This is a genomic window from Microcoleus sp. w1-18aA5 (genome assembly GCF_036701705.1).
GTDB lineage: Bacteria > Cyanobacteriota > Cyanobacteriia > Cyanobacteriales > Microcoleaceae > Microcoleus.
Genome location: NZ_JAUPTE010000012.1, coordinates 76,234 through 99,675, shown reverse-complemented (window position 1 = coordinate 99,675; position 23,442 = coordinate 76,234). Strand labels below are relative to the sequence as shown.

The following is a 23,442-nucleotide window of genomic DNA, read 5'->3' as shown; positions in this document are numbered from 1 at the left end:
TGGCGTCAGAAATTGACATCGAATATAACGATCGACAACAAGGCGATGGAGGACACGGCAAGGCCGTTTCCCTACCCCCAACATAATTCATCGGGTGATCGGATGTAAGCATCGCCCAATTTGTAGGAAAACGGCACTGCCGTGTCCAGATTTCGGGTAATATCGTTTTCCCTGACGCACCCTACATCAGTGACTCAGTAACAATATCTTTTGTTTTCGTTGGGTTTTGATTGTCGTTTGGAGGTGCGTTTATGTCCTAAAAGAGTGGAGATGATGATGCAGCGTTGGCTGTTTCTTAAGTTGGGATGATATAGCGTTAGGGTTCCTTTGGCTCTTATACTCGTTAGCGTGCAATCGTGGTCGCTTCGAGATACGGGGCAACCTCTGTGGTTGAACATGACGCGCCGGATTGTGCCGTTTGTTTTTTGCTCGTTGCTTTCATTTACTTGGAGCACTGTTGTTTCATCTGGATCTATATGAATTTGCGGTTCTAGGTTTTTCCATTGACTGTCTGGTATTTGAGCTGGGGGAATGTCGGCTGGGTGAACGGCTATTTGTACATTTTCTCCTACTTGTTTGAAGCTGGCTTGCCATGAAATTTTGGATCGTTTGGCGTTGCTGTGGGCAAGTTCCATTGCCCAATAAGCTCTATCGAGCGATAGCTTTAAACGGTGGTTGTTGATAAACATTAGCCAAGAGGGGGCGACGATCGCACAAAATATTCCTATGATTAAAAGAATTATCAATAGCTCAATCATTGTAAAACCTGCAGCAGGTGTAGTGGCTCTGCCTTTAAACGTTTTATTTATTGACACGTAGATGAACTCCCTGATATTTAGCTTGCCAAAAAAACAGCTAGGAAGAGCTATTTTTTTTATTGGCTATATTTTAACTTTGGGTTTGGGAAGTGTGTAGATCGGTATTTACTGAAAATTTATGCGACTTAAAAAAAACTGGGGGTAAGGAAACGGCAGTCAGGAAACGGTAGTGCGGTTTTCCTACAGCAATTTTGTCGATCGCCCGATCGCATCAGAACCCGAAGGTATGTAGGGAGAATCTCAATTTCTAGCTTGCCTACTTTCATTGAGATGCTCCCGACGTGCCGGGAGTCAAGGTGGAAATTTGTACTTAACTTGAGAGACAAATTTACTTTCGACGCTCGTGTTTTAGCGTCAAGAATAGTTTGTCCTCACTGTGAGAATTATACAGAAGAATTCCATCAGAATCTTGCGGAGTCCAGGGCGATCGCGCGATCGGATATAACGATTCCCCGGTTAATGGTAGGAAAACGGCAGTGCGGTGTCCTAATTTCGGGTAAGGGGTAAAATCAACCGGATCGGATGTAACGATCGCCCGATTTGTAGGGAAACGGCACTGCCCTACCGCGATTTCGGGTAATATCGTTTTCCCTGACGCACCCTAGATCAGTGACTATTTGGTTTTTGATGGGGGCGATCGATCCTCCTGCACTAAATACTCCTATACCTAACGGTAAATTGTTATTAGCAAGGGACTTTTTACATTGGAACACGAGCGGCAATTACTATTAAAATAGCTGAGTGATATAAGTGTTAGTAAAAACAGCGGATGCTCAGCTACTTATGCTAAAGTTGTTGCGGCTAGAGAACTGGGAATTCCGGTAGTGATCGTGCAGCGCCAGCAGATTCCCGATGTTGAGCAGGTTGCTGATGTGGAAGGGGAGATTGATGGGTTCATTCAGCAGTTGAGTTCCCTAAAATGAGTGTCACTCAAACAAGCGACTGGTCGAAAATTTTCAAAATAGTTAAAGTAGATATAACTGATTAAGGGAGAGCGATCGCGCTCTTAGATTTTGCCATCCCACCTCGATGGCAATTTCGCTCGCACGATTTGCGCTCCCGACTAGCAATTTCAGGAACTAAAACAATGGTTATCACTGGAACTGAAGAAACAGACAGCTTGAAAGGCACCCCAGAATATGATGTCATATACGGCTTAGCAGGGGATGATTCTCTAGTCGGCTTGGGCGGAAACGACTTTCTGTACGGTGGCGAAGATGACGATACACTCTATGGCGGTTTTGGCAACGACCAACTATTTGGTGAAAATGGCGATGACTTCCTCGACGGTGGCTATGGATACGACCAATTAAATGGGGGTAGCGGTAATGACGAACTGCGGGGCGGGTATGCGGATGACATCCTAATTGGAGGTAGCGGAAACGATAAATTAGACGGCGAGTTTGGAGATGATTTTCTCATCGGTGGCACGGAAAATGATTCTCTTTACGGCGGCGATGGAAACGACATCCTAACTGATAGTGGCGTAGGCCGCGATGGCAGCGACTATTTAGATGGCGGTAGCGGAAATGACCGAATAATTGCTTACGGTTACGGGGCGGAAATTGATGCAGATACGCTGATTGGCGGGACAGGATTGGATACCTTCGTTCTCGGTGCGCCCGGTCAGGCTTTCTACAATGTTGGCGGCGATGCTGACTACGCATTAATTACTGATTATCTGCCCTTTGCAGACACAATTCAACTGCAAGGAAGTGCGTCTGACTACCTCTTAGATGGCTCTCCAATTCAGGGAATTTCTGGCACTGCTATTTACCGCGAAGAAAATTCAAATTACGAACTAATTGCTGTTTTGCAGGACAGGTTTGTAACTCAGAGCGCTCTAGGTTTATTCACTTACGTGTAGGCGACACTTCTCAAAAACAAGTGGTAGCTGATAGGTGGAAGAGACTAAGCATCCAACTAAAACCTAAAACCTAGATAGAGTGCTATCCCGTCCCCCCTGCTTAAGGGAGGGATTTCTTGTTATTTTGAGGTTTATTTAAAGAGTTAAGATGATTGTTCATATCCTGCAAATATTTTGATAAAATTGGATATTGCGAAGTTGCTAAGAGTGGATCTTTTTTACCGGTGACAGTTTTTGCTAGGGGCAAAACGCGGTAGTTGAATTTGTTGTTCAAGCTGTAGCGGTGCACCCAAGTAGGATGTGTTTTTACCTCTGTAATTTCTGTGGTTTTTTCGGGAAATTTTTTGCGAATATTTACTTGCAAAATTACCCCTAAGTCGGTATATTTTCTATTCTGACCGGAAATGAAGTTTCCCATTGAATAAATTGCTACAGCTTTGCGGGTTTTGCCATTTTTTCCGGGAAATTTAAAAATTTTGTAAGGTTGGACGACGTGGGGATGGCTGCCGAGAATGATGTCTGCACCAGCTTTTAATAGGTTTTCCACTAATTGTTTTTGTTGGGTGTTTGGCTGTCGCTGATATTCATCGCCAAAATGCAGAGAAATTGCGATAATATCTGCTCCTTGTTTGCGGGCTTTGGCAATGTCTTTGACTATCTTTTTTTCGTCGATTAGGGAAACTAAGTAATCTTTGCCTTTGGGTATGGGAATGCCGTTTGTGCCGTAGGTGTAAGCTAGCTTGGCTAGTGAAATGTTGTTTTTGGTGCTGATTAAAGTGCGTGAAGCCTCGGCGGTAGATGTGGCTGTTCCTGTGGAAGCAATTTTGCGATCGCTCAGATTGGCGATCGTCCTAATTACCCCTTTTTCTCCACGGTCTAAAGCATGATTATTCGCGGTTGTCAAGATATTAAATCCGGCTTTTTTAGCCGCATCCGCTAATTGAGCCGGTGCGTTAAATAGCGGATATCCCGTATATCCGCCCGCATCTTCCCCTGCTAAAGGTGTTTCGAGATTTCCGATAACCCAATCGCCTGTTGATAAGATACTTTTAACGGGTGCGAAGAAAGTGTCAAAATTGTATGTTTTATTTTTTGCGTCGTAGCCCGATCGCGTTTGGGTACTGTGCATCATGATGTCGCCGACAGCAATTAGTTTTGCTTCTTTGATCTCAGACTTTGGTTGGGCGGGAACAGGGGCTGCAATTGGCGATGGCGTCCCGCCCCGCAAGCTACGACTTTCTGTAGGCTGTGTGTTGGTTTGTGGCGTTTGAATATTGCAGCCTGCGATCGAAAGCATAGCCATTAGCGAGAGCAACCGACGAAAATCCATAATTTTCAAGAGTGATTTGTCGGCTTACATGGTATCATAACTAATTTAGTTACGGCTAAATAGATGAAAAAAAACTATCTAATTATTGCCTTTATTGTTTTTGTATTAATTACGAGTTTTGGTGTTTTAACTTACGCTCAAACTTCCAGCAATAGACCTTTTGAATTTGCCTTGATTGGCGATTTGCCCTACAGTGCCGAACAGGAAGCACAATTTCCGAATTTGATTGCAGATATCAATCGATCGCCCGCAGCGTTTGTAGTCCACGACGGCGACATTAAAAACGGTTCTAGTGTCTGCGATGATGCAACTTTTGTCAGCCGCAAGCAGTTATTTGACAATTTTGAGATTCCGTTTATTCTTGCCTATGGCGATAATGAATGGACGGATTGCCACCGATCAAAAAACGGCAGTTACGATCCCGTAGAAAGACTCGCTAAACTGCGGGAAATTTTCAACCAGGGTAATCAAAGTTTGGGAAAGCGCACCTTAACTCTCACCCGTCAAAGCGAAAACCCGCAGTTTGCTAAATTCCGCGAAAATGTTCGCTGGATTTATCATGGAGTTGTGTTTTTGGCGATTAATATGCCGGGAAGCAACAACAATTTTGGCCGTACTCCCGAAGCAGATGCAGAATATGCCGATCGCAATTGGGCTAACTTAGCCTGGATCAAAGAATGTTTTGCTTTAGCCAAACGCAGCAACAGCAAAGGAATTGTGTTAGTTGCACAGGCAAATCCGGGATTTGAATTCGATCCGACGGACAAAAGAAGAAGCGGTTACAACGATTTTATCGCAACTCTGGAAACAGAAACAGGCAATTTCCCAGGGCAGGTTGTATTCGTCCACGGCGATACTCACTATTTCCGCATCGATAAACCTTTACCCCATTTTACCGATGAGACTCAACTACCGAGAATGAAAAATTTTACTAGAGTTGAAACTTTTGGTTCTCCCAACGTGCATTGGTTGCGGGCTTTTTATGACCCGGAAAATCCTAATTTGTTTGAGTTTAAGCAGCAGATTGTTCCGAAAAATTAGGCGAGGTAACACCATTGTTATGCAAAATAAATAATTTTTGAATTACACTGAAGATAGGTAGAATTGAGGAATTTATTTATGACGATCGCAACTAAGCGCCTTACTCTTGAACAATTTCTGAAACTGCCAGAAACTAAACCGGCTAGCGAATACATTGAGGGGGAAATTCTCCAAAAACCTATGCCGAAAATTAAACATTCTCGTTTCCAGGGGCAATTCCTGCGTGTCATTAATGAAGTGGTAGAGGAACTCAAGATAGCTTATGCTTTTCCAGAGTTGCGGTGTACCTTTGGCGGTCAATCGATTGTTCCAGATATTGCGGTACTATTATGGGAACAGATTCAATTTGATGACAGCGGCGAACCAGTAGATGATGTGCGAATTGCACCGTATTGGGTGATCGAAATTCTCTCGCCACAGCAAAGCTCAAATCGCGTAACTAGAAAAATTATTCACTGTCTGCAACATAATTGTCAGTTGGGGTGGCTAGTTGATCCAGACGATCGATCGATTTTAGCGTTTTTGCCCAACCAACAACCGCAATTCTGCGAAGGTAGCGATGTCCTTCCTGTATCCGAAATGATTCCCCTGAATATCACCGCCGAACAGGTGTTTAACAGGTTGAGAATGCAACAATGAATCAGGGCGATCGTCTTTTTTGTACCAATTAAAAAAATCTCCAGGTTGGGTTGCTAATGAGGACTTTCCTCTTTATTTAAACTCAGGAATGTAAGTCCTCACTACAAACCAAATTCCCTATTGTCGCCACCTGTCAAATTGGTCTTCGGAACAGCCATTAATAAATTGATTGTTCACCCAACCGTCGAGGATGGTCAAAGTTTCATTAGGAGGATTACCCGAAAATCTGGCCGCAATTTTCACCCAATTACCTTGTCTGCTGACAGCCCTAACTCCGTCTCCCCTTTTCAATTTAGCTACAACCGCGTACTTATTTCCTGGACCTTTGCGAATGTTAACAGCGCCACCTTCACCTGTAATAAACGAGCATTGAGTTTGCTTTTTTAAAGCTTCTGCTTTTGCGGGAGCCAGGCTTTGCTGCTTGCCGAAAACAGGAAAGCTGTAAAGCGAGAAGCTAAAACTTGCAACGACGGCTGCAATAAAAAAGGCTTTGGATTGAGTAAAAATTAGCATTATTTCATTTCCTTGGATTGGCAGAACTGAAGTCCCGATTATAATTTTTTGAGAATGACTTCAGTCCTTACTACTAACTATTATTTGACCGAGGCAAACCATTCGGTAACACCTTGGGCGATCGCCTCAGCTAATTTTCTTTGTTCTGTCGGATTCACAATCCATTCAAACTCTTCGGGATTGATCATAAATCCCAATTCCATTAAAACAGATGGAGTAACGGCAGGACGAGTCATGGCTAAGTTGTTCCAGAATACACCATAGCTCGGACGGTTCAACTTGGCAACTAAATAATTGTGCAAAAACATTGCCAAACTGTGCGCTTGCGGGTGAAACCAGAAAGCGGCGACGCCTTTAGTCTTAATGGCATCGCCGTTATCCGGCAAAGCATTGTAGTGAATTGAAATTGCGATCGCAGGTTCTTCTTTTTGAATCATTACCACCCTCGGTGGCAAATCCAAATCGACATCTTCTACCCGCGTCATTACCACATTCGCGCCCCGATTTACCAATTCCTGTTGCACCAATTTCGACACTGTTAAAGATACTGTTTTTTCCCTAATTCCCACTGGACTCACAGCACCTCCATCCTCTGGCCCGCCGTGTCCAGGATCGATGAGAATCTTAATTCCCGACAGCGGCTTTGCTTGCGACACAGGTATCATGCTTGTATTCGCCGGCGGGTTTTTTAAAGACAGCACTAAAGTTGTGCCCTCGTATCTCAATTTATAGCCCCACTGCTGGGCAGATTTGAGATTAAAAGTATATTGTACTTGCAGTGGCGCGATTTGTTGCCATTCTAAACGTGAAATTACTGGGTCATCCGAGAGGCGAATAATGTCAGTTTGAGCGGTAGTATTGTACAGGGTTAAAGTGAAAGTGCGTTCTCCTTCCTGCACGGTGACTGGGACGGGTGTTTCTAAGGGAAATAACACCTCTGTCCAGCCGGAAACTTGACGCGAGCTGGCGCTGCGAATAATCGATCGCGGAGGCACTGTATCCTTGACAATTCGCACTTCCGATGCTTTTATCCAAGCACCGTAATCGAGTCTGATCCATTCTCCCTCGCGCCCAATAATTGTTGCTCGCGTTCCCTTCGGCAGCGGTGTCATCCGAGAAAAATCTGTACTCGCTCCGGTTCTGGCAACACCAGGATCTGCTGTTACTTCGGCTATTTCTAAGTCAACCGGAGAAAGAATAGAAATCTTGCCAGTACCCTGTTGGCTGATAGTTTTATCGTTCATTGTTAGTTCAAACGATGGCACGCCTAAATCAACTGTTTCTCCCTTAGATGAGAGGGCGTTGTCAGGGGTTTTACCGCAGCCTTGATACTGTTGGCTGCCGCCTTTATTGATCGGGGAATTTGCGTCTAAAAGTACAGATGCGTTGTCGGGTAGTTCCACTTGCGATCGCGCTTTTAAAGGAATAGTAACTCCCGCCAATTTTACCGAAACTTGAGCATTCGCAGGTGCGATCGCCCCAAAGCAAATATATTCCCCCGGCAAACTCGCGACATCGACTTTCGGCGTCAGGGAATCTTTAGCAAAAGCCAATCCTACAGGAGCTACTGGCTGATTCGACTCGCGCGTCACCTTAATTTTGACTTCCTGATTGTCGTAACGCAATGTAAAGACATTTTCGCCGAGTTGCAGCGGAAAAGTCGGGGCGAAATGCCCGGATGCGGTGCGCGAAATTTGGTTGCCATTTACTAACACTTGTCCCGGTGCGGGCGCTGTGCCGATTAAAAAGATGCGATCGGCTGTAGTTTTGTGGTTAACGGGAGGATAAGCGACGAACAAAGGTTGAGCGGCGACAGCTACAGAGGCGATCGCAATTATCAGACCAAACACACATAATGCTAAAAATTTTCTCATTCTATATCGCAACTAATTGAGAGTTTGTTGATTATTTATACTAGAACTTGCCCTAAGAAACCGGATTTCAGAGGATTAGTCGTAAGTCTTATTTACTAGACAGAGACCATTTTATCAGGTTTGTAGTTGCAATTGAGCGATCGGCAATATAAATTCCCGCGTCAAACCATTAAGTTTTAATTAGTTCAGAGGTCGTTCTCCACAGTTGCTCCAACCGATTCGCAGGCATCGTCAAATACAAAACATCCCCCGCACTCAGACAACAATTCAGCAAATCCCAGCCGTGAATAGTTTGACCCTTAGTTTCGGCATACAGAGGCACAAAATCCGCAGACTTAGCAGCATCTTGAATACGGTGGCCACAGAAAGGATGGTTTGGCGTAATCAATGTGGCCAAGCAAACCCATAGACTATCAGCAGTCATTCCGTTGCCCAAAATTCTGCCTCCAATCGCCGCCGCCGCGAAAGCAGGAGCCGCCAATTCCGTCGGGTTCAAAACTCCTTCAAACTCAAAAACTTGCTGCACCATTAAAGCAAAATGTGGATCTTGGTTGCGGACAATAACTGATAGTTTTGGTGCCAATCCTTTAGCGCTCAAGGCAATTTCGACATTAGACATATCGCTGCTAGTTACCGCTAAAAGTGCTGCCGCTTGCTTAACATTAGCAGCTTCCAAAGTTGCGGGCAAACTAGCACTTCCCTGAATGACCGGAATTTTCATTGAGCGAGCCGTGTTCAGAAACCGGCAGTTTGGATCTTGCTCGATCGCCACAATATCGTAACCGTTAGTGTGCAGTTCTTTAGCAATTTGGATGCCAATTCCTCCGAGTCCGCAGATAATGTAATGATGGCGCTGCGGAACTCGCGCCACATCCCAATATTCGGTAAAGCGAGTTCCCAATACATAATCGTTGAGCAGTGCGTAGCAGAGGCCGATGATGCCGGCTCCAACTAACATCATGACAATTGTAAATAGTTTAATGCTTTCGGGAGCTTGTTCGGCTACTTTTTCATGGCCTCCTGCTCCGGTAATCATCCCTACTGAAAAATAGAGAGAATCGACAATTGAGATATGCTCGTCAACACAAATATAGGTGGCAGTAGCAACGGCAATCATGGCCAGCAGTGCCAGTACCACAATTACCGCTGCTTGGCTGTGCTGCTGAAATCTGTGCAGCTTAGTTAATGTTTTGAGCAGTTTTTGAGCTAAAGTTTTTTGGGTGCTGCGGATAGTCGGCTGAGTGGCAACAATTAGCCGATCGCCCTGCTGACACTGCCGATCGGCAAGCACCGCCGATACTAAATCAGTTTTGTTAGCAGCCGGCAGATAATAAATCAACATTCGCGATCGATCGTCCCACAAATCGCTCAGTTTGCGATTTTTCCAAGGATGTGTTTCATCGATATATTCTTCGTGAATCGCCCAAGTGCGATCGAACAAACGCAACTGCCCGATCGCCTGATTTCCGAGAGCCGCAAAGGCAAAAACCGGAGCCGCCAACGATGAAACGCTCATGGAAGTGTGATCGGGCAAAGTGTGGTCAATTCTGTCGCCCAAGCTAGTATTGAACAATCTGTTGATGATGCGAATCTGAGGATTGAGAATCCTCGCTTGCATCAAAATTGCCAAATTTACAGCATCATCGTCTCCTGCAATTACTAAAGTGTGAGCGTTTTGAATGCCTGCAGCCAACAAGGTAGAAGCTGCTTGCAAATTGCCGACAACCACATCAGAAGTTTCGCCGCGAATTGGGCGATCGCTAATACCAACCACAATCGCTCCTTGCTGTCTCAACAAACAAAAAATCTTGTGTCCCGTGTGCCCCAACCCGCAAACAATGATTCGAGGTTTCATAAAAAGTTATTTGCCAGCCAATTTCGGAGCTGTCCTTGTAGTTTTACTTACCATTGTTGACTGTCCTGGCTTTACAGAATGTAGCTAAAAACACTATCTATGATACTTGTGCCACAGTCTCGAAGTGTTGGAAACAAAGCAAAAGCTGTGCCGTGTTCCTAAAGCCACCTTCCCAAGCGTTGAAATAAAGACACCACACTGCCATGTACCTACAGACATGAGATGCAACTAACCTGATTTAATATTTGAAAAATATCCGGGTGCGACAGCCAACCAGCAGAATTTGAATAGGTAGGGACAGCACACTGGCTATTAGTCACAACTTAACGTCAAACCGACCGTCTCTCTTGTTTGTATCGGAGTCTAGATCCCCCCTAACCCCCCTTAATAAGGGGGGGACAGGAGGCTTCTCAAAGTCCCCCTTATTAAGGGGGATTTAGGGGGATCGAGACTCGTCGGGTATAAACAAGAGATACATAAGGTTTTCAGTCTTAAATTGACACCAATAGATACTGCCCTGTTCCTACAACTATGACTTCCTACATAAATTTAACTGCCTTAGCGGCAGGAGTTATTATGAAATTGACTGCACCCTTATTAGCATCCGCTTTAGTGTTCGCCGGTACTGTCGCCTTTGCCAGCCAAGTACAAGCTGCTCCAACGAGCAACTGGAATAACACTAGAACAACATTTCAGTGCGTTACTTCCGGTCGTAATTTTGTCACAATTGCGCGGCGGGGAAATGTCACAACAGATCCAATGATTCTGTGGAAATCTACCGAGTTCGGCCGCGAATATACACCTTGGCAGCGCTGTCAAATTGTTTCCAATAGATTGACCAAAGCTGTTGCCCAGAATGGCGGAAGATTGAGCAACTTGCAGTTAACAACAGGAATTGTTAATAACTTGCCCGTAGTTTGTTATGTGAACGGACGGGGGCGCTGCAACTCTCAAAATCTGCTGTTCACCCTAGACAAACGCAATGCTAAAAATCCCGGTGATGCTTTAACGAGATTGATTAATTTTGCCCAAGACGGCAGCGGGCCCGTGACAACTTTCAGAACAGGAACTCAATCGTCTGCACCGCAGTTTGTTCCCTTTGGAGATATGGTCGATCGAGCTTTTAATTCTCCAAACAACAAACCGTCAGTTCCTGTAGCAAAACCGCAGGGCGATCGAGGTATTTAATAGTCGCGCCCCTAACTTGCACCTAAAAATTTTTGAAACTATTGTGGGGTGGGCTTCTAGCCCGCCCCTAACTATTTATATTAAAAACACTACACTGTCACCCCTTCAATTTTCTCATCTGTTAACTCGTACAACTCGCGCAACTGCTGCAACTTATCCGCATCCGGCAGCCAAAAACCTCGCCCGTTAGCCTCCAACATTCTGCCGACAATATTGCGAAAAGCTTCAGGATTTGCCTCCCGCAACTTCTTCGCCATCTCTTCATCCAAAGCATAAGTATCAGCCGCCTGATCGTAAACCCAACTATCAGTAAAATCAGCCGTTCCGCCCCAACCAATTAACGCCGTCATCCGCTGCGAAATTTCATAAGCGCCGCCCGAACCTTGATTAACCATCGCGTTAGCCCACTTAGGATTTAGCAACTTAGTTCGATATTCCAAGCGCAGCAAATCTTCTAAATTGCGCGGAGTTGTATCCTGAGAAAAACTTTCTACAAAACTCGTGTTAACCTTTTTACCGCGCTGCTTTTCTGCGGCTTTCTTCAAACCGCCAGTATTCGCATAATACTCTTGAATATCAGTCAAACCGTATTCAACAGAATCAATTTCTTGAATTATGCGATCGCACCCTTGCAACAACTGAGTCAAAACCTCCGGCCTCGCTTCCCCCTTATCCTTCCTCCCGTAACTAAAAACATTGCGACTTTCCCAAGTTTTCCCCAACTCATCCCCCGATTCCCAACTACCATCAACAACCCTATCGTTAACCAAAGAACCAAAATCCCCAGCCGGATTAGAAAACAACCTTGCCGAATAATTCTGCACACCTTTTGCCTGCAAAATTAAAGCGTGTTTGCGAATAAAATTCTCCGATTCCGGTTCATCAGCATCCGCCGCCCGCACGAACAAATCATCCAACAATTCAATAATATTCACAAAGCTATCTCGGAAAATCCCCGAAAGATTTCCCAACACATCAATCCGGGGATGACCGACATCAGCTAACGGTTTTAATTCATAGCGAACAATGCGGCCAGTACCTTCTTTAAGAGGTTCAGCCCCCACCAATTCTAGCAGAATTCCAATAGATTCGCCCCGCGTTTTAATCGCATCCAAACCCCACAACATTACCGCCACAGTCTCAGGATAATTCCCCTGTTCCTCAACGTGCTTCTCAATAATTTTCCGAGCAATTTCGCGCCCCCTTTCATAAGCCGCCGGAGAAGGCATCCGATAAGGATCTAAAGCGTGAATATTCCTGCCAGTTGGCAACACCCCAGCCCCATCCCGCAACAAATCCCCGCCCGGTGCAGGCAGAATATATTCCCCATTCAAACCCCGCAAAAGATTAGTCAACTCATCCGTCGTTTGCAACAACAAATCTCTAACTAACAAACCCTCCTCAAAAACCCCATCCCACCCCTCTTTCTCTTCCTCTCTGCGCCCTCTGCGCCTCTGCGGTTCATTTTCTTCAAAAACCAGTTCTTGCACCTGTTCCTGTGATAACCTATCCCCAAAATAAGCCTCAAGATAAGAGGTCATTTCCTCAGAATTAGGCGGTTCTCCGAGAACGTGCAAACCCGATGAAAATAAGCGAGATTCCACCACCTGTAAATACTCATAAAGCTTCACCAAATAGCGGTTAAAAGCATCAGCACTGAACATTCCCACATTTTCAAAACTAAAAGCTATCCCCAACTTTCGAGCCTCATCAAACGGACAATCAGCCTCCAAACCGCTATCTAAAACTTTCTTACAAATAGCCTCTTTCAGCACATAATTCTTTGCCGTATCTTCCCGATATTCCGCAATCAAATCTCGCAAATCCATCAATTCCTTGTACAAGCCAGCGCGGCCGTAAGGTGGCACGTTGTGAGAAATTAAAACACCGTAACCGCGCCGTTTTGCTAACATCGATTCCGAGGGATTGTTGGCGGCATAGATATAAAGATTCGGCAAACTTCCCAACAAAATATCCGACCAAGAATAGCCAGTATTTCCCAGAGGAGATCCCGGCAACCATTCAACAGTGCCGTGCATTCCGAAGTGAACCAAAGCATCAGCTTGCAAATCATTTTGCAGCCACTTGTAAAAAGCAGCATATTGAGGGTGAGGCGTCAAATCGCGATCGAACATTAAGCGCATCGGATCGCCCGAAATTCCCAGCGGCGGCTGCAAACCTATCCAAACATTCCCCAGTTGAATGCCACCGATTTGGAACTCATCGCCGTCAGTCTTAATCCCAGTACCAGTCAAAGATTTCCACTGTTTTTCAATACGACTTATTGACAAATACCCCAGCCACTTCTCCAGAGTTTTAACATTAACAGTATGGCCAAACCCTCCCCTCCCATCTGCGTTCATCCCCGTTAATCCGCCTGTATCTGCGGTTGCAGCATCATCCGCCTCTTTCACCCTGCGAATTAACTCCTCCCCGTCAGCCGGAATTTCTCCAACTTTATAACCTGCTGCTTGAAGTTTGTGCAGGAAATTTAACAGGGATTTCGGTACATTTAATAAAGCAGCCGTACCCGCCGCACCGTAACCGGGAGGAAACCCGTAGAGAATAATCGCAATTTTCCTTTCCGAGGGCGGAGTTTGGCGTAGTTTCACCCAATTGTTAATTCTACTTGTCAGGCGTTTTGCGCGATCGGGCACCAGATAAATATCCTCACCCACCAAACCGCCCAGGGGAACAGGATCGATCGCGCCATCCAACTCAGGCAAAGCATACAATACCACACTTTGCAAACCCCCAATCCCCTGACGAGTCCAAGAATGGATATCCTGAATCAGCAGAGGTGCGGACACAAAATAAGGTACATTTTTAGCAGTTAAAATGCGCTTAGCAACTTCCACCTGCCTTCCACCCTCCATCGAACCAGCAGGCCCGCCAACCAAAGGAAAGCCAATAGTAGAAACAATCGCATCAACTTCCACAGCATCTTTGGCCAGCGAAAGAGTTTCTATATTGCCTTGTTTTCGGCGCGCAGTTTCATTAGCAGTCGTCATCCAATCCCGCACCGCCACATGGCCTTCAACGCCATTGATAAAAATCGGCAAAGGCACAATTCCTGCATCTTCAAAATAGCGAATTAATTGAGGAATATAAGGCTGCTTGGTGATAACGTGCTTGCGGTAAAGCAAGATGCCCACAACTGGGGATTTTACTTGATATGAATTTTGAGACCAATTGGTCTCAAATTTTGTGGAACGGGCATCTTGCCCGTTAAAAACCAGGTCTAAATTTTCAGACAAATTAGTCTCAAATTTTGTGGAACGGGCATCTTGCCCGTTATAAGCCTTTCTATCAAGATGTCTAGCCTCTTTTGTAGAACGGGCATCTTGCCCGCCCCTAGCACTTTGATTCCCGAGATACCAATCCAAATATTGCCGAGGCGATTCAAAATAACCATTATAATCAGGATGCAATAAACCCATATTGGGAGTTTCCACAGGCGGCGGAATTTCTGCAAGCTTCAGCCCCAAATACTTTTCGGAAATAATCCAAAACATCGAGACAACATTATCCGCACCACCCGCATTCCAGTAACCATAAATAATCAGCCAGTTTCGCAAATCCTGCACTTTTTGCACCGGCACATACTTTAATAACTTCGGCCCAACCTTCAAAAAGCTGATATAACCAGCCAGCTTATCTTCTTCTCGCCCATTGCTGAACTTATCTAGAATAAACTTAACAGGCTTCGGCATTCCCTTCGGTTTGTCGCCAATTTTAAAAGCACCAATTTGAGTAAGACTCATCAATTCCAAAGCCGACTCAAAAACCAGGCGAATCGGAATATTTTGCACCCTTTCTCGCAGCCACATTACCGCATCGTAATCAAACAGCAAACTCCCAAAAAACACATCAGCATTCGAGAGGGCGGCGGCTACAGCGTCGGGTTCGTCTGCGAGGGCGCGATCGCTAAAAACCCGTACTTCCAATCCCTGACACCCAGAAACAGCCAACTCGGCAGCTTTACGGTACAAATCAGCATTAAAAGATTCAAACCCTGCAATTAAAACAATGCGTTTCACAGCCCAACCTCGAAATATTTGCTTCTTTTAATGATAAACTAATCCCAGAGATTCACAGACAAAATGCCTGTGCCACTAATAAAACAGAAAAACTTCTTGCTTCACTTCTTACTCTTCCTTCGCGCCCTTCGCGCCTTCGCGGTTCGTCAAATATTTATTCTGGAAGTAACAAAAAATTAAAATAATCAAACCACTCCAAACACACACATAATTAAAACCGTGAATCGAATACCTCCCGCAATAATTATCTTAGGTCAAAACAGCCAGCAGATCGCCAAAAAAATCTCCGCCCATTTCCCCGGTTCCCAGATTTACGGTTTAATCGATCGCACGAACGACACAGACATCAACTTTAGCAACTTCGGCGAAACATTGCGGGAATTGTTTGCAACAGAAACCCCAATTATCGCTATCTGCGCCGCTGGAATTATCATCCGCACTCTCGCCCCGCTGCTGTCAGACAAACGCGCCGAACCGCCAGTTTTAGCCGTCGCAGAAGACGGAAGCGCCGTCGTACCCCTGCTGGGCGGTTTGCACGGCGTTAATGATTTGGCCAGAGAGATTGCAGCAGCCCTCGGCGTACAACCTGCAATTACCACAACCGGAGATATCCGGTTTCGCACCGCGCTGCTGAGTCCTCCCCAAGGCTATTATTTGGCGAATCCAGAGGACGCGAAGACTTTTATTTCAAATTTGCTCGCCGGTGCAAAAGTACGCCTAGAAGGGGCTGCAGGCTGGCTTTCCGAGAGCAATTTGCCGATCACCCCCGATGCAAAATTGACCATCCGCGTCACCGAAAAAGCAATTGTGCCAACGCCCGATTGTTTAGTTTACCATCCGCAAATTGTGGCAGTTGCACTGACAAAGCTATCGAATATTGAGCCGGAAATAGCGGTTTCATTAGTGCAGCAAGTCTTGGAAAAATCAGGTTTAGCGCCAGCTTCCGTTGCGGGATTTTTTGCATTAAAAGAGGAGATGGGAAATCCGGCACTTGAAGCAGTTTCACAATATTTTAAAGTCCCCGTCCGCTTTTTTAATCTCTCCGAACTTGTCGAATTAGACTCAATTGAATTAATCGCAAATAAGGCCGTACAAATTGCCCTGACAGCAGCCGGTGCCAACAGTCACTTAATCGAGTCCGATCGCCCAAACGCAGTCAATTGCGCGATCGCCCTGGCCGCCGAACCCATAAATGCTAGCGCGATCGGAATTAGTCGCGGCAAACTGGCGATCGTCGGTACCGGCCCCGGAGGCGCGCCCTGGATGTCCCCGGAAGTTAAGGAAATCCTGCGCGAAGCCACGGATTGGGTGGGTTACAAATTTTATCTCGACTTAGCCGGAACCCTGCGAGAAGGACAAAAGCGGCACGATTCCGACAACCGCGAAGAGATCGATCGCGCGCGTTTTGCCCTAGATTTAGCAGCATCCGGCAAATCTGTCGCCGTGGTTTCGTCGGGAGATCCGGGTATTTTTGCGATGGCTGCAGCGGTGTTTGAGGCGATCGACTTTGATGCTAAACCCGAATGGCAAGGCATCGATATTCGGGTGGCACCGGGTATTTCAGCCATGCAGGCGGCCGCTGCTGCGATCGGAGCACCCCTCGGACACGATTTTTGCGTGATTTCGCTTTCGGATATTCTCAAGCCTTGGGAGGTCATTGAACAGCGGATTGCGGCTGCTGCTGCTGCCGATTTAGTTATGGCATTTTACAATCCCATCTCGAAACAGCGGATTTGGCAACTCGGAAGGGCGATCGAGATTTTGTTGCAAAGTCGCGATGCTAATACCCCCGTCATATTGGGGCGAAACCTCGGCCGGCCCGGTGAATCTGTGCGCGTTTGCACCCTCGGCGAATTCCAGCCGCAAGACGCTGACATGAGAACTTTAGTGATTGTCGGTTCGAGTCAAACTCGGATTATTCCCCGCAAATATGGAGATGTTTGGGTTTACACACCGCGCAAGTACGAAAAATAAGTAAAGCAGCAAAAACTTCGGAAATCAGCAATTGACTGAAAGCTAATTGACTTTGACAAGGAGATTTTTTGATCTCGCTGGGGGAAGTCTAGGTTAACAAATGGCGGCGAATCACTCGATCGCGATCGACCTCTTATTTCCTCTCAGGGTTTTCACTCTCGATTAATGAGTGATGGCCTTTGATTACAGGCATCCTCGGTACTGAGGGATCTCGGCTTCCTGAAGCCGAGTTTCTCTGGCAGATCTCGATCGAATTTAGATATCGACTCAACCGTAGTAAGGATTTCAGCTTCTTTTTTGGAGATATCTAATTTACATCTCAGGAAACAAAAAAAAATTATATAGCCACCATAAAATTAAGGGCGATCGAGGTCTGCTAAATTCCTTAATCCTAAGATAATCCTACGGTTACAACAAAAATAAGGCCTTCACCCAGATGAGTCTTCTGTGTCTTTGGGTAGACCGATTTTTTTTTGTCTGTTGATAAGATTCTCTTAAACAAAGCTTAAGAGAACGGTTAAAAGAACATGAAATTCCAAATCCCTTTAGCTCCTAGGGCTGTAACCCAATTTTTGCTTCGAGTGGTGACCTGTCTAGTTGTACTATCTTCTTTAAGTCACATCAATCTGCACTTCTTCCCGGATTCCCCGTTTGCAGCCTACTTTTCAAAGGCATTCAACGTTGATTATGAGCGGAACCTTCCAAGCTTCTACTCTGTTTTGGCATTGCTGTTTAGTTCTCTCTTGCTGGGTGTGATTGCCTATGCGAAAAATTTGGATAGCTGTCGTTACAAGTATCACTGGAAAATTTTATCATTCATATTTTTATATATATCTATAGACGAAGCTGCTCAATTTCACGAAAAATTGATTGACCCGATGCGAAGCCTGCTAAATGCCACAGGAATTCTTTACTTTACTTGGGTTGTGCCGTTCGGTTTTCTGGTAGCGATATTTCTATTATCCTATAGTAAGTTTGTGTTCCACCTTCCTGTTGCCACAAGAAAATTGTTTGTTGCAGCATCCGCTATTTATATTGGAGGAGCAATGGGGGTGGAACTGCTAGGGGGATACCTAGCTTCTACAACGGGGATGCAGGATTTATCCTACGCCATAGTAGTGACCCTTGAAGAGTCATTAGAAATGGTGGGAATCGTTGTATTTATCCACGCCTTGATTTCATATATCAAGACCTATCTAGGTGGAGTAAGTTGGAATATTTACATACCAGGAAAAAACGCACAAGTTACCGATGAGCAAAATCTCGGCATACCTGTCCTTAGCGAACCCGCAAACAGAAACCTATCAAGGTAAATTACTTGGAACCCGGTTTGATGGACGACAAAAATGCTGCATTATGGCCTTTGATCAGGATAAGAAACCCGCTTTTTTTGGTACTGATGTGTCCTGGACTGGAGATTCTGTGATCGGCGGCGCACCAAACGACTAATATATAGGTTGCTTGCTGCACTAAACGACTAATTAGGGGTGAAATAGGTTAGTTCACAGATGACATCCTCACCTTTATCAGAAAATCGCTAAGAGCAACCTTTGCATGAGGATTTGATGGCAAATGACTTGTAAAACTTGCATCTTCTAATATATTAATTAGCCGATCGCGCTCTTGCTGATAAAATTCAATATCTGTATCTTCCAGCACAGATTTTTCCTCCCCAGCCAGCTTGCGATCGATCAAATCAGGAATATACGACAATTTGAATTTATCGTTAAGTTTCACCAAATTCGCCTCAACTTCCCCCGTTTGCATCAAGTGAATTCCAGCCAGCAACACCCGGTAAACGTACAGCAGCGGCTTAACCCGACGCGGGCGTTCTTTCTCAAACAATTTCCATTGAGTTTGAGCAAAACCGAGATAATGGTGGCTGTGGTGCTTGGTAATGCAGTTCGAGGCGATATCCTTTAATTCCTCGTGTTCCTTTGTACTGTAAACTATTAGCGGCGAATACAGTTGTTCCAACACGTAGCCGTTGCGCTTCAACAGCAACTCAAAAAATTTCTTAATGTCGTGAGTTACTAAATCGAGTTGCATTCCCTCCCGAACTTCAGAAACTTCGATTGTTTCTTCTCCAGAAATCAGTCCAATTACTTTCGGTAGCGGCAAAATGTGTACTCCCCGCAAGTCGAAGTCAGAATCTGCGGAAGGAAAGCCGTATAAGTGCGAACCGCTGACAGTCGCAAACAGCAGCGGGTAAGGTTGAACGGAGATAATTTGGGCGAGATTCGAGATGTATTCTGTCATATATTCCAGTCCATGCAGGCGGGCTTTGTTTCACAAGAAGCGATTTCAAGATCCGATTTCGATCGCACCTTTACGAGATTTAATCAAAAACAGGTTCGCTTTCTCGTAATTAGGACGTTCTGGTAAGGAAGTTGCAGCAAAAGCGCGATCGAACTCACCGTGCAAACTCAACCGCCAGCGATTCACCTCCTCCCAGGATATTTCTTGGTTGCGGATAGATAAAAGTTGCGATCGATAATCCTGCACGCGAACTGGTACAAACCCCTCCTTGAGCACCGTAATTCCTGACAGCAACAAGCGAATTAAGTGCATCGCGTGCTTCCAACGAATTTCCCCGGTATTGCGGAGGTCTTGCTCCATTTTTTTAAATTGAGACAAAACGTAGCTATTGTAAGTTTGATAAACCAATTGAGAAAGAAAGATTTCCCTAATTTCGAGCAATTCTTGTGCTACAGGAGAAACCGTTTCTACTAAAGGCGTGTACAAACATTCTAGCACATTTGGATTAGCTTTTAGTGCCAAAACTAAAAACTTTTGCAGTTCCCAATAGCATTCCTGATTTTCCTTATTTTCCAATTGTTCTGGAATGCCGTAAAGCGACCAATGAAGGATTGCAGGCGGCAGGTAAATCCCGCGTCTGTCTGTATCGGATTGCTCGTTATCAAGACCATAAGCTCTGGAACCAACAATGCAGCGGTAAATTACAGAATCATAGAGGTTGTATTCTGCAAGAAAATCTCCTCCTGAATGCAATCCTTCGCTCTGAAACTGCTTGCGGATACTGAGTTCGTGCCGCCGCAGACTAACTTGTGTTCCGTCTGGGAGTTTGACTAAATATGCGTGGGAATTGTCCGTAGGCGATTGAACGATGACGCCTACTAATCCCGGTTTCCAAGATTGGTCGCTGGCGGGGTTTTTGACCTCGATTTTGGTGACAATTTGTGTTCCTGCGGGGATGATTAAGTTGAAATTTTGAGGAAGATTGGCATTGGCCATGAGGAAACCTCCTGCGGGGCACGAGCTACAATGTTAGTGTAGCATAGATGTAGTATAAGAGGGTAGTTTTGGGCGATCGCTGTTTTGGCTTTGTTGAACAATGTCTAATTCATGATCGATTCTGCAAAAAGAGAAACAGAAATAATTAACGTATTCTCTAAACTCTGAACTTCAGTAAAATCGCGATCGCCTGTAATTAAAAAATCAGCATGAGCAGAGAGTGCACAAGCAATAAACTTAGCATCTTTTTGATCTCTAGGAAAATCAATTTCTATAGATACATCAATGAGTTTGGTTGAACCTTGAATCAAATTCAACCATCTTTCTTTCTGAACATCTGTTAATTTTAGTTTTCGTCTACTTAATACCTCCTGATACTCTGCTAAAATTTCTTCGGAAACTACCCATTCATAATCAGGTTGATTGATAACCCAGCTAATAACAGAAGCTGGTTTTCTTCCAGCGATTGCCGCAGATACTAAAATATTAGTATCTATAACAACTCTCATTCTCCACTCCGATAAGCTGCAATTTCTTGGGCAATTTCTTCATCAGTTAAAGGATGATCGGCGTGTAAAACCTGGGTTTCTTCACATAATTTGCTAAAGTCTTCAGCTAAAGCTTGTCGGTGCGGATCGGGCTGATAACTCTTCTTAAGTTTCCGGCTAATTTTAATTTTTTCTGCGAGTAACTCTTGTGCAGGTTTTCCTGAAAGAATCGTTACTACTTGCCGAGGTTGATTAAGATGCTGTTTTTCTGACAAAGCTTTTAAAGCATCAGTAATTACCTGATCCGGGGTTGTATATTTCCCTGTTTCTAACTGTTGTTGCAATAACTTTTCTTGTTCTGAGTTCAGAATTATTTGGATCATACAGTTACCTCTCTAAATAATCTCACGCCGTTTGAGATCTGTAGGGGTGAAGCATTTGGACGACAATTTATGTTGAAAACCTGTAATTTTATCCCCGAATACTTTACGCTCCAACATGGATCGCGCGATCGCACTCCGACAGGATATTTTATTTTTTGGAGATGTCTAATGAGTCGCCATAAGTTTTGAATGGGCAATACAGGATTTGAACCTGTGACCCCTTCCGTGTGAAGGAAGTGCGCTACCACTGTGCTAATTGCCCGCAGATAATTACCATACCATACCAAGTCCAAATTCGCAACTAAAATTTTCCTAAAAAATCAGCCGCTTGTTTCCGACTTAAACTCGACACAATGCCAAGAATACAGGCATTTGTCGAGTCTGGCATCAGTTAACCTGCCACCAACCCGCCGAGGGGCCGACAAACCGCACTACAATCCACCAAGCCACCAAAAGACTAATCCCCATCCAGCTACCGCGACTTGTCCACTTCACAAAATCTTCGCTTTGGGTTTTCGTGATTGGCAGCCAGGGAACGATGCGCTCTTCTTTACCGTATTCGTCGCCGATCGACTCTTTGCGACGCTTAGCTTCACCCATAATCTTTGTCTACTAAATTAGATTTCAACTGGATACCTAACCAAATTATAGGCCAACAGGTCATCTCAAGCCTGCGTCAGCCAAGTCGTATCCAAATAATCAATCCTCGCAAAAGGACTCAAAGCCGCTAAAACCTGCTGTCCATAACTGCGGTGAATCACCCTGCTGTCGAAAATCGCCACTACCCCTTGACGTTCTCGCACCGGCGCGATCGCCCGTTGCAACTCATTCAGCGCCGCCGGCAGCAAATACAACCGAAACCAATCCTTGCGCCGTTCCTTATAATAAGCCACACGCGCCGTCACCAAAGGATTCTCCAAAGAAGGTAGCGGCAAAGTTGCGATCGCCAGCAAGTGAGGCGCCCTCAATTCCCCCTGATGTTCTCGCCAAAACTCCCACCCCGTCACCAAAATCGCATTCTCCCCCACATCTGTTTTTTCAACCTGCACCCTAGAACCGAACTCAGAAGCCAAAATCGCCGCCAGCCTAGCCTTCAGCGGTACATCACCCACAATCAGCACCGTTAAACCCGCCACCGACGCGCTCATCAACAGCAAAGTCCGAATTTCTTCAATTAAAACACCCTGAAATTCCGGCGTATTTGGCAGCGGCAGCCAGTTGGGAATGTACAGTTGAATTAATTCACTTTGTCGATCGGGCGAAAACTTAACGCTCGTCAATTCTGGCAGTCCCAGCATTTCCCGGAAAATCGGAGCCTTCGGTTCCACATCCACCGCCCCACCAATCAACACCACCGGCTGATCGTCCCAAATTTTGCTCAAAACCTCCCCCACCTGCACCGGCGCGCAGTACAGAGAAAATGACCCAGCCTCCCGATTAATTTCCGCCCACCGCAGTTTTCCGTTTGTTTCCCACCGCTGCCAAAAATTGCTCCAAGCAGCCGGAATTAGGGGGTTTGGCTCGATTTTTTCAAACAGCCCCTGCAAAATATTTTGCTCTGCCGTTTCCAGCAAATAGCACTCCTCTGGTTTCGCCGGATGCTGAAAGAATGCCCGCGTTAGCATTACCCGCCCTTGGAGGATGGCATCGGCTTCCAAAGGCTGAGATTGCATTAAATCATTCCAATCAGCCGGTTGCAAACCCGCCGTCAATTGCTGGCGCGTCCAAACTTCCAAGTCATCCACACCGTCGATAATTGTCGGAATATTCCTGTGCAGTGGCGAATCCGCCGCCAAGCGAGCCGCCAGCCAAGACTCTGGATCTGCTAGCATCAATCCTCGCCCAGTGGCACGATCCGAATAAGTCTCGATCGATCCCTCTGTTTGCAGCCACTCTTGCAAACGCGGAATTTCCACTGCTCTCAAATGCTCAATCAGCGGTGTCGGCGCCACTAAAATCACAGGCTCCGGCCACATCAAAATCGGCATCAAATAGCTGACTCGATACCGCTGTCGGTAAGCTCCAGCAGGAAGCCCCGTTTGGATCAGAGCGCTGCGCCCCAAGCGCAAAGCCCGCGCCACGAGCCGCGCCATCGTTAAATGGTGTGGCCAGTGCGGCTCGGAGTTCGATCGCAGGAAGCGGAGCAATGAGTTGTGGACTTCTACCTCAATCAATGG

19 protein-coding genes and 1 tRNA gene are annotated in these 23,442 nt (G+C 45.6%); 7 read left to right on the top strand and 13 right to left on the bottom strand.

The genetic code is table 11. The features are described 5' to 3' along the window. Window positions 1-194: 194 nt before the first annotated feature. Window positions 195-815 (bottom strand): prepilin-type N-terminal cleavage/methylation domain-containing protein, encoded by a 621-nt coding sequence (locus Q5691_RS06710; protein WP_445304837.1) that lies wholly within the window; start codon window positions 813-815, stop codon window positions 195-197. Between the two features lie 740 nt (window positions 816-1,555). On the opposite strand from Q5691_RS06710, the gene Q5691_RS06705 reads away from it, so the two are divergent. Continuing rightward, complete coding sequence (locus Q5691_RS06705; RefSeq protein WP_333344240.1) at window positions 1,556-1,741, top strand: precorrin-6A/cobalt-precorrin-6A reductase; 186 nt, start codon at window positions 1,556-1,558, stop codon at window positions 1,739-1,741. A gap of 164 nt (window positions 1,742-1,905) precedes the next feature. Further along, on the top strand, window positions 1,906-2,685 hold the full coding sequence (locus Q5691_RS06700; protein ID WP_333344236.1) for a calcium-binding protein: 780 nt from the start codon (window positions 1,906-1,908) through the stop codon (window positions 2,683-2,685). Window positions 2,686-2,785: 100 nt separating this feature from the next. On the opposite strand, the gene Q5691_RS06695 is transcribed toward Q5691_RS06700, so the two are convergent. Next, the gene (locus Q5691_RS06695) at window positions 2,786-4,015 is read right to left on the bottom strand and encodes a CapA family protein (RefSeq protein WP_333344235.1); all 1,230 of its coding nucleotides are present in this window, start codon (window positions 4,013-4,015) and stop codon (window positions 2,786-2,788) included. 63 nt (window positions 4,016-4,078) lie between these two features. Here Q5691_RS06695 and Q5691_RS06690 point away from each other — a divergent pair, with 63 nt between their 5' ends. Together Q5691_RS06690 and Q5691_RS06685 are read left to right on the top strand one after the other, a co-directional pair. Then, window positions 4,079-5,056 carry a hypothetical protein gene (locus Q5691_RS06690; RefSeq protein ID WP_333307557.1) on the top strand — a complete coding sequence of 326 codons (978 nt, stop codon included), beginning with the start codon at window positions 4,079-4,081 and terminating at the stop codon, window positions 5,054-5,056. 78 nt (window positions 5,057-5,134) lie between these two features. Beyond that, window positions 5,135-5,695: a Uma2 family endonuclease gene (locus Q5691_RS06685; protein ID WP_333307560.1), complete on the top strand. Its 561-nt coding sequence runs from the start codon at window positions 5,135-5,137 to the stop codon at window positions 5,693-5,695. Between the two features lie 117 nt (window positions 5,696-5,812). Here the strand turns inward: Q5691_RS06685 and Q5691_RS06680 are convergent, their stop codons facing one another. The 3 genes from Q5691_RS06680 to Q5691_RS06670 form a co-directional block, all read right to left on the bottom strand. Continuing rightward, entirely contained in the window at window positions 5,813-6,208 is a 396-nt protein-coding gene (locus Q5691_RS06680; protein WP_333307562.1) for an SH3 domain-containing protein, read from the bottom strand. Between the two features lie 80 nt (window positions 6,209-6,288). After that, complete coding sequence (locus Q5691_RS06675) at window positions 6,289-8,082, bottom strand: N-acetylmuramoyl-L-alanine amidase (RefSeq protein ID WP_333210443.1); 1,794 nt, start codon at window positions 8,080-8,082, stop codon at window positions 6,289-6,291. Between the two features lie 169 nt (window positions 8,083-8,251). Beyond that, window positions 8,252-9,937 (bottom strand): NAD-binding protein, encoded by a 1,686-nt coding sequence (locus Q5691_RS06670; RefSeq protein ID WP_333210442.1) that lies wholly within the window; start codon window positions 9,935-9,937, stop codon window positions 8,252-8,254. A 576-nt stretch (window positions 9,938-10,513) separates the two neighbouring features. Between Q5691_RS06670 and Q5691_RS06665 the strand changes: the two genes are divergently transcribed. Further along, complete coding sequence (locus Q5691_RS06665) at window positions 10,514-11,125, top strand: COP23 domain-containing protein (protein WP_333344234.1); 612 nt, start codon at window positions 10,514-10,516, stop codon at window positions 11,123-11,125. 89 nt (window positions 11,126-11,214) lie between these two features. On the opposite strand, the gene Q5691_RS06660 is transcribed toward Q5691_RS06665, so the two are convergent. Beyond that, window positions 11,215-15,165 carry a cobaltochelatase subunit CobN gene (locus Q5691_RS06660; protein ID WP_333344233.1) on the bottom strand — a complete coding sequence of 1,317 codons (3,951 nt, stop codon included), beginning with the start codon at window positions 15,163-15,165 and terminating at the stop codon, window positions 11,215-11,217. Between the two features lie 219 nt (window positions 15,166-15,384). Here Q5691_RS06660 and cobJ point away from each other — a divergent pair, with 219 nt between their 5' ends. After that, window positions 15,385-17,139 carry a precorrin-3B C(17)-methyltransferase gene (cobJ, locus tag Q5691_RS06655; protein ID WP_333307572.1) on the top strand — a complete coding sequence of 585 codons (1,755 nt, stop codon included), beginning with the start codon at window positions 15,385-15,387 and terminating at the stop codon, window positions 17,137-17,139. Window positions 17,140-17,666: 527 nt separating this feature from the next. Next, complete coding sequence (locus tag Q5691_RS06650; RefSeq protein ID WP_333210435.1) at window positions 17,667-18,452, top strand: hypothetical protein; 786 nt, start codon at window positions 17,667-17,669, stop codon at window positions 18,450-18,452. Between the two features lie 184 nt (window positions 18,453-18,636). Here Q5691_RS06650 and Q5691_RS06645 read toward each other — a convergent pair whose 3' ends face one another. The 7 genes from Q5691_RS06645 to Q5691_RS06615 form a co-directional block, all read right to left on the bottom strand. Beyond that, complete coding sequence (locus Q5691_RS06645; RefSeq protein ID WP_333210433.1) at window positions 18,637-19,398, bottom strand: nucleotidyltransferase domain-containing protein; 762 nt, start codon at window positions 19,396-19,398, stop codon at window positions 18,637-18,639. A 45-nt stretch (window positions 19,399-19,443) separates the two neighbouring features. Next, window positions 19,444-20,394, bottom strand: a complete 951-nt coding sequence (locus Q5691_RS06640; protein ID WP_333344232.1) for a DNA polymerase beta superfamily protein — start codon at window positions 20,392-20,394, stop codon at window positions 19,444-19,446. A gap of 104 nt (window positions 20,395-20,498) precedes the next feature. Next, entirely contained in the window at window positions 20,499-20,903 is a 405-nt protein-coding gene (locus Q5691_RS06635; RefSeq protein WP_333307581.1) for a putative toxin-antitoxin system toxin component, PIN family, read from the bottom strand. Beyond that, complete coding sequence (locus Q5691_RS06630) at window positions 20,900-21,265, bottom strand: hypothetical protein (protein WP_333307584.1); 366 nt, start codon at window positions 21,263-21,265, stop codon at window positions 20,900-20,902. Before Q5691_RS06630 ends, Q5691_RS06635 begins: the two co-directional genes overlap by 4 nt. A gap of 190 nt (window positions 21,266-21,455) precedes the next feature. Beyond that, window positions 21,456-21,527 (bottom strand) — tRNA-Val (locus Q5691_RS06625). A gap of 125 nt (window positions 21,528-21,652) precedes the next feature. Next, window positions 21,653-21,865 (bottom strand): DUF2839 domain-containing protein, encoded by a 213-nt coding sequence (locus tag Q5691_RS06620; RefSeq protein WP_333063857.1) that lies wholly within the window; start codon window positions 21,863-21,865, stop codon window positions 21,653-21,655. A 65-nt stretch (window positions 21,866-21,930) separates the two neighbouring features. Further along, on the bottom strand, window positions 21,931-23,439 hold the full coding sequence (locus tag Q5691_RS06615) for a helicase C-terminal domain-containing protein (RefSeq protein WP_333344230.1): 1,509 nt from the start codon (window positions 23,437-23,439) through the stop codon (window positions 21,931-21,933). Window positions 23,440-23,442: the final 3 nt, after the last annotated feature.

Bases quoted from the DNA above. Each gene is read 5' to 3' on its own strand.
- Q5691_RS06695 (WP_333344235.1), bottom strand. From the start codon at position 4,015: ATGGATTTTCGTCGGTTGCTCTCGCTAATGGCTATGCTTTCGATCGCA.
- Q5691_RS06630 (WP_333307584.1), bottom strand. From the start codon at position 21,265: ATGATCCAAATAATTCTGAACTCAGAACAAGAAAAGTTATTGCAACAA.
- Q5691_RS06645 (WP_333210433.1), bottom strand. From the start codon at position 19,398: ATGACAGAATACATCTCGAATCTCGCCCAAATTATCTCCGTTCAACCT.
- Q5691_RS06670 (WP_333210442.1), bottom strand. From the start codon at position 9,937: ATGAAACCTCGAATCATTGTTTGCGGGTTGGGGCACACGGGACACAAG.
- Q5691_RS06665 (WP_333344234.1), top strand. From the start codon at position 10,514: ATGAAATTGACTGCACCCTTATTAGCATCCGCTTTAGTGTTCGCCGGT.
- Q5691_RS06690 (WP_333307557.1), top strand. From the start codon at position 4,079: ATGAAAAAAAACTATCTAATTATTGCCTTTATTGTTTTTGTATTAATT.
- Q5691_RS06675 (WP_333210443.1), bottom strand. From the start codon at position 8,082: ATGAGAAAATTTTTAGCATTATGTGTGTTTGGTCTGATAATTGCGATC.
- Q5691_RS06680 (WP_333307562.1), bottom strand. From the start codon at position 6,208: ATGCTAATTTTTACTCAATCCAAAGCCTTTTTTATTGCAGCCGTCGTT.
- Q5691_RS06700 (WP_333344236.1), top strand. From the start codon at position 1,906: ATGGTTATCACTGGAACTGAAGAAACAGACAGCTTGAAAGGCACCCCA.
- Q5691_RS06620 (WP_333063857.1), bottom strand. From the start codon at position 21,865: ATGGGTGAAGCTAAGCGTCGCAAAGAGTCGATCGGCGACGAATACGGT.
- Q5691_RS06685 (WP_333307560.1), top strand. From the start codon at position 5,135: ATGACGATCGCAACTAAGCGCCTTACTCTTGAACAATTTCTGAAACTG.
- Q5691_RS06640 (WP_333344232.1), bottom strand. From the start codon at position 20,394: ATGGCCAATGCCAATCTTCCTCAAAATTTCAACTTAATCATCCCCGCA.
- Q5691_RS06650 (WP_333210435.1), top strand. From the start codon at position 17,667: ATGAAATTCCAAATCCCTTTAGCTCCTAGGGCTGTAACCCAATTTTTG.
- Q5691_RS06635 (WP_333307581.1), bottom strand. From the start codon at position 20,903: ATGAGAGTTGTTATAGATACTAATATTTTAGTATCTGCGGCAATCGCT.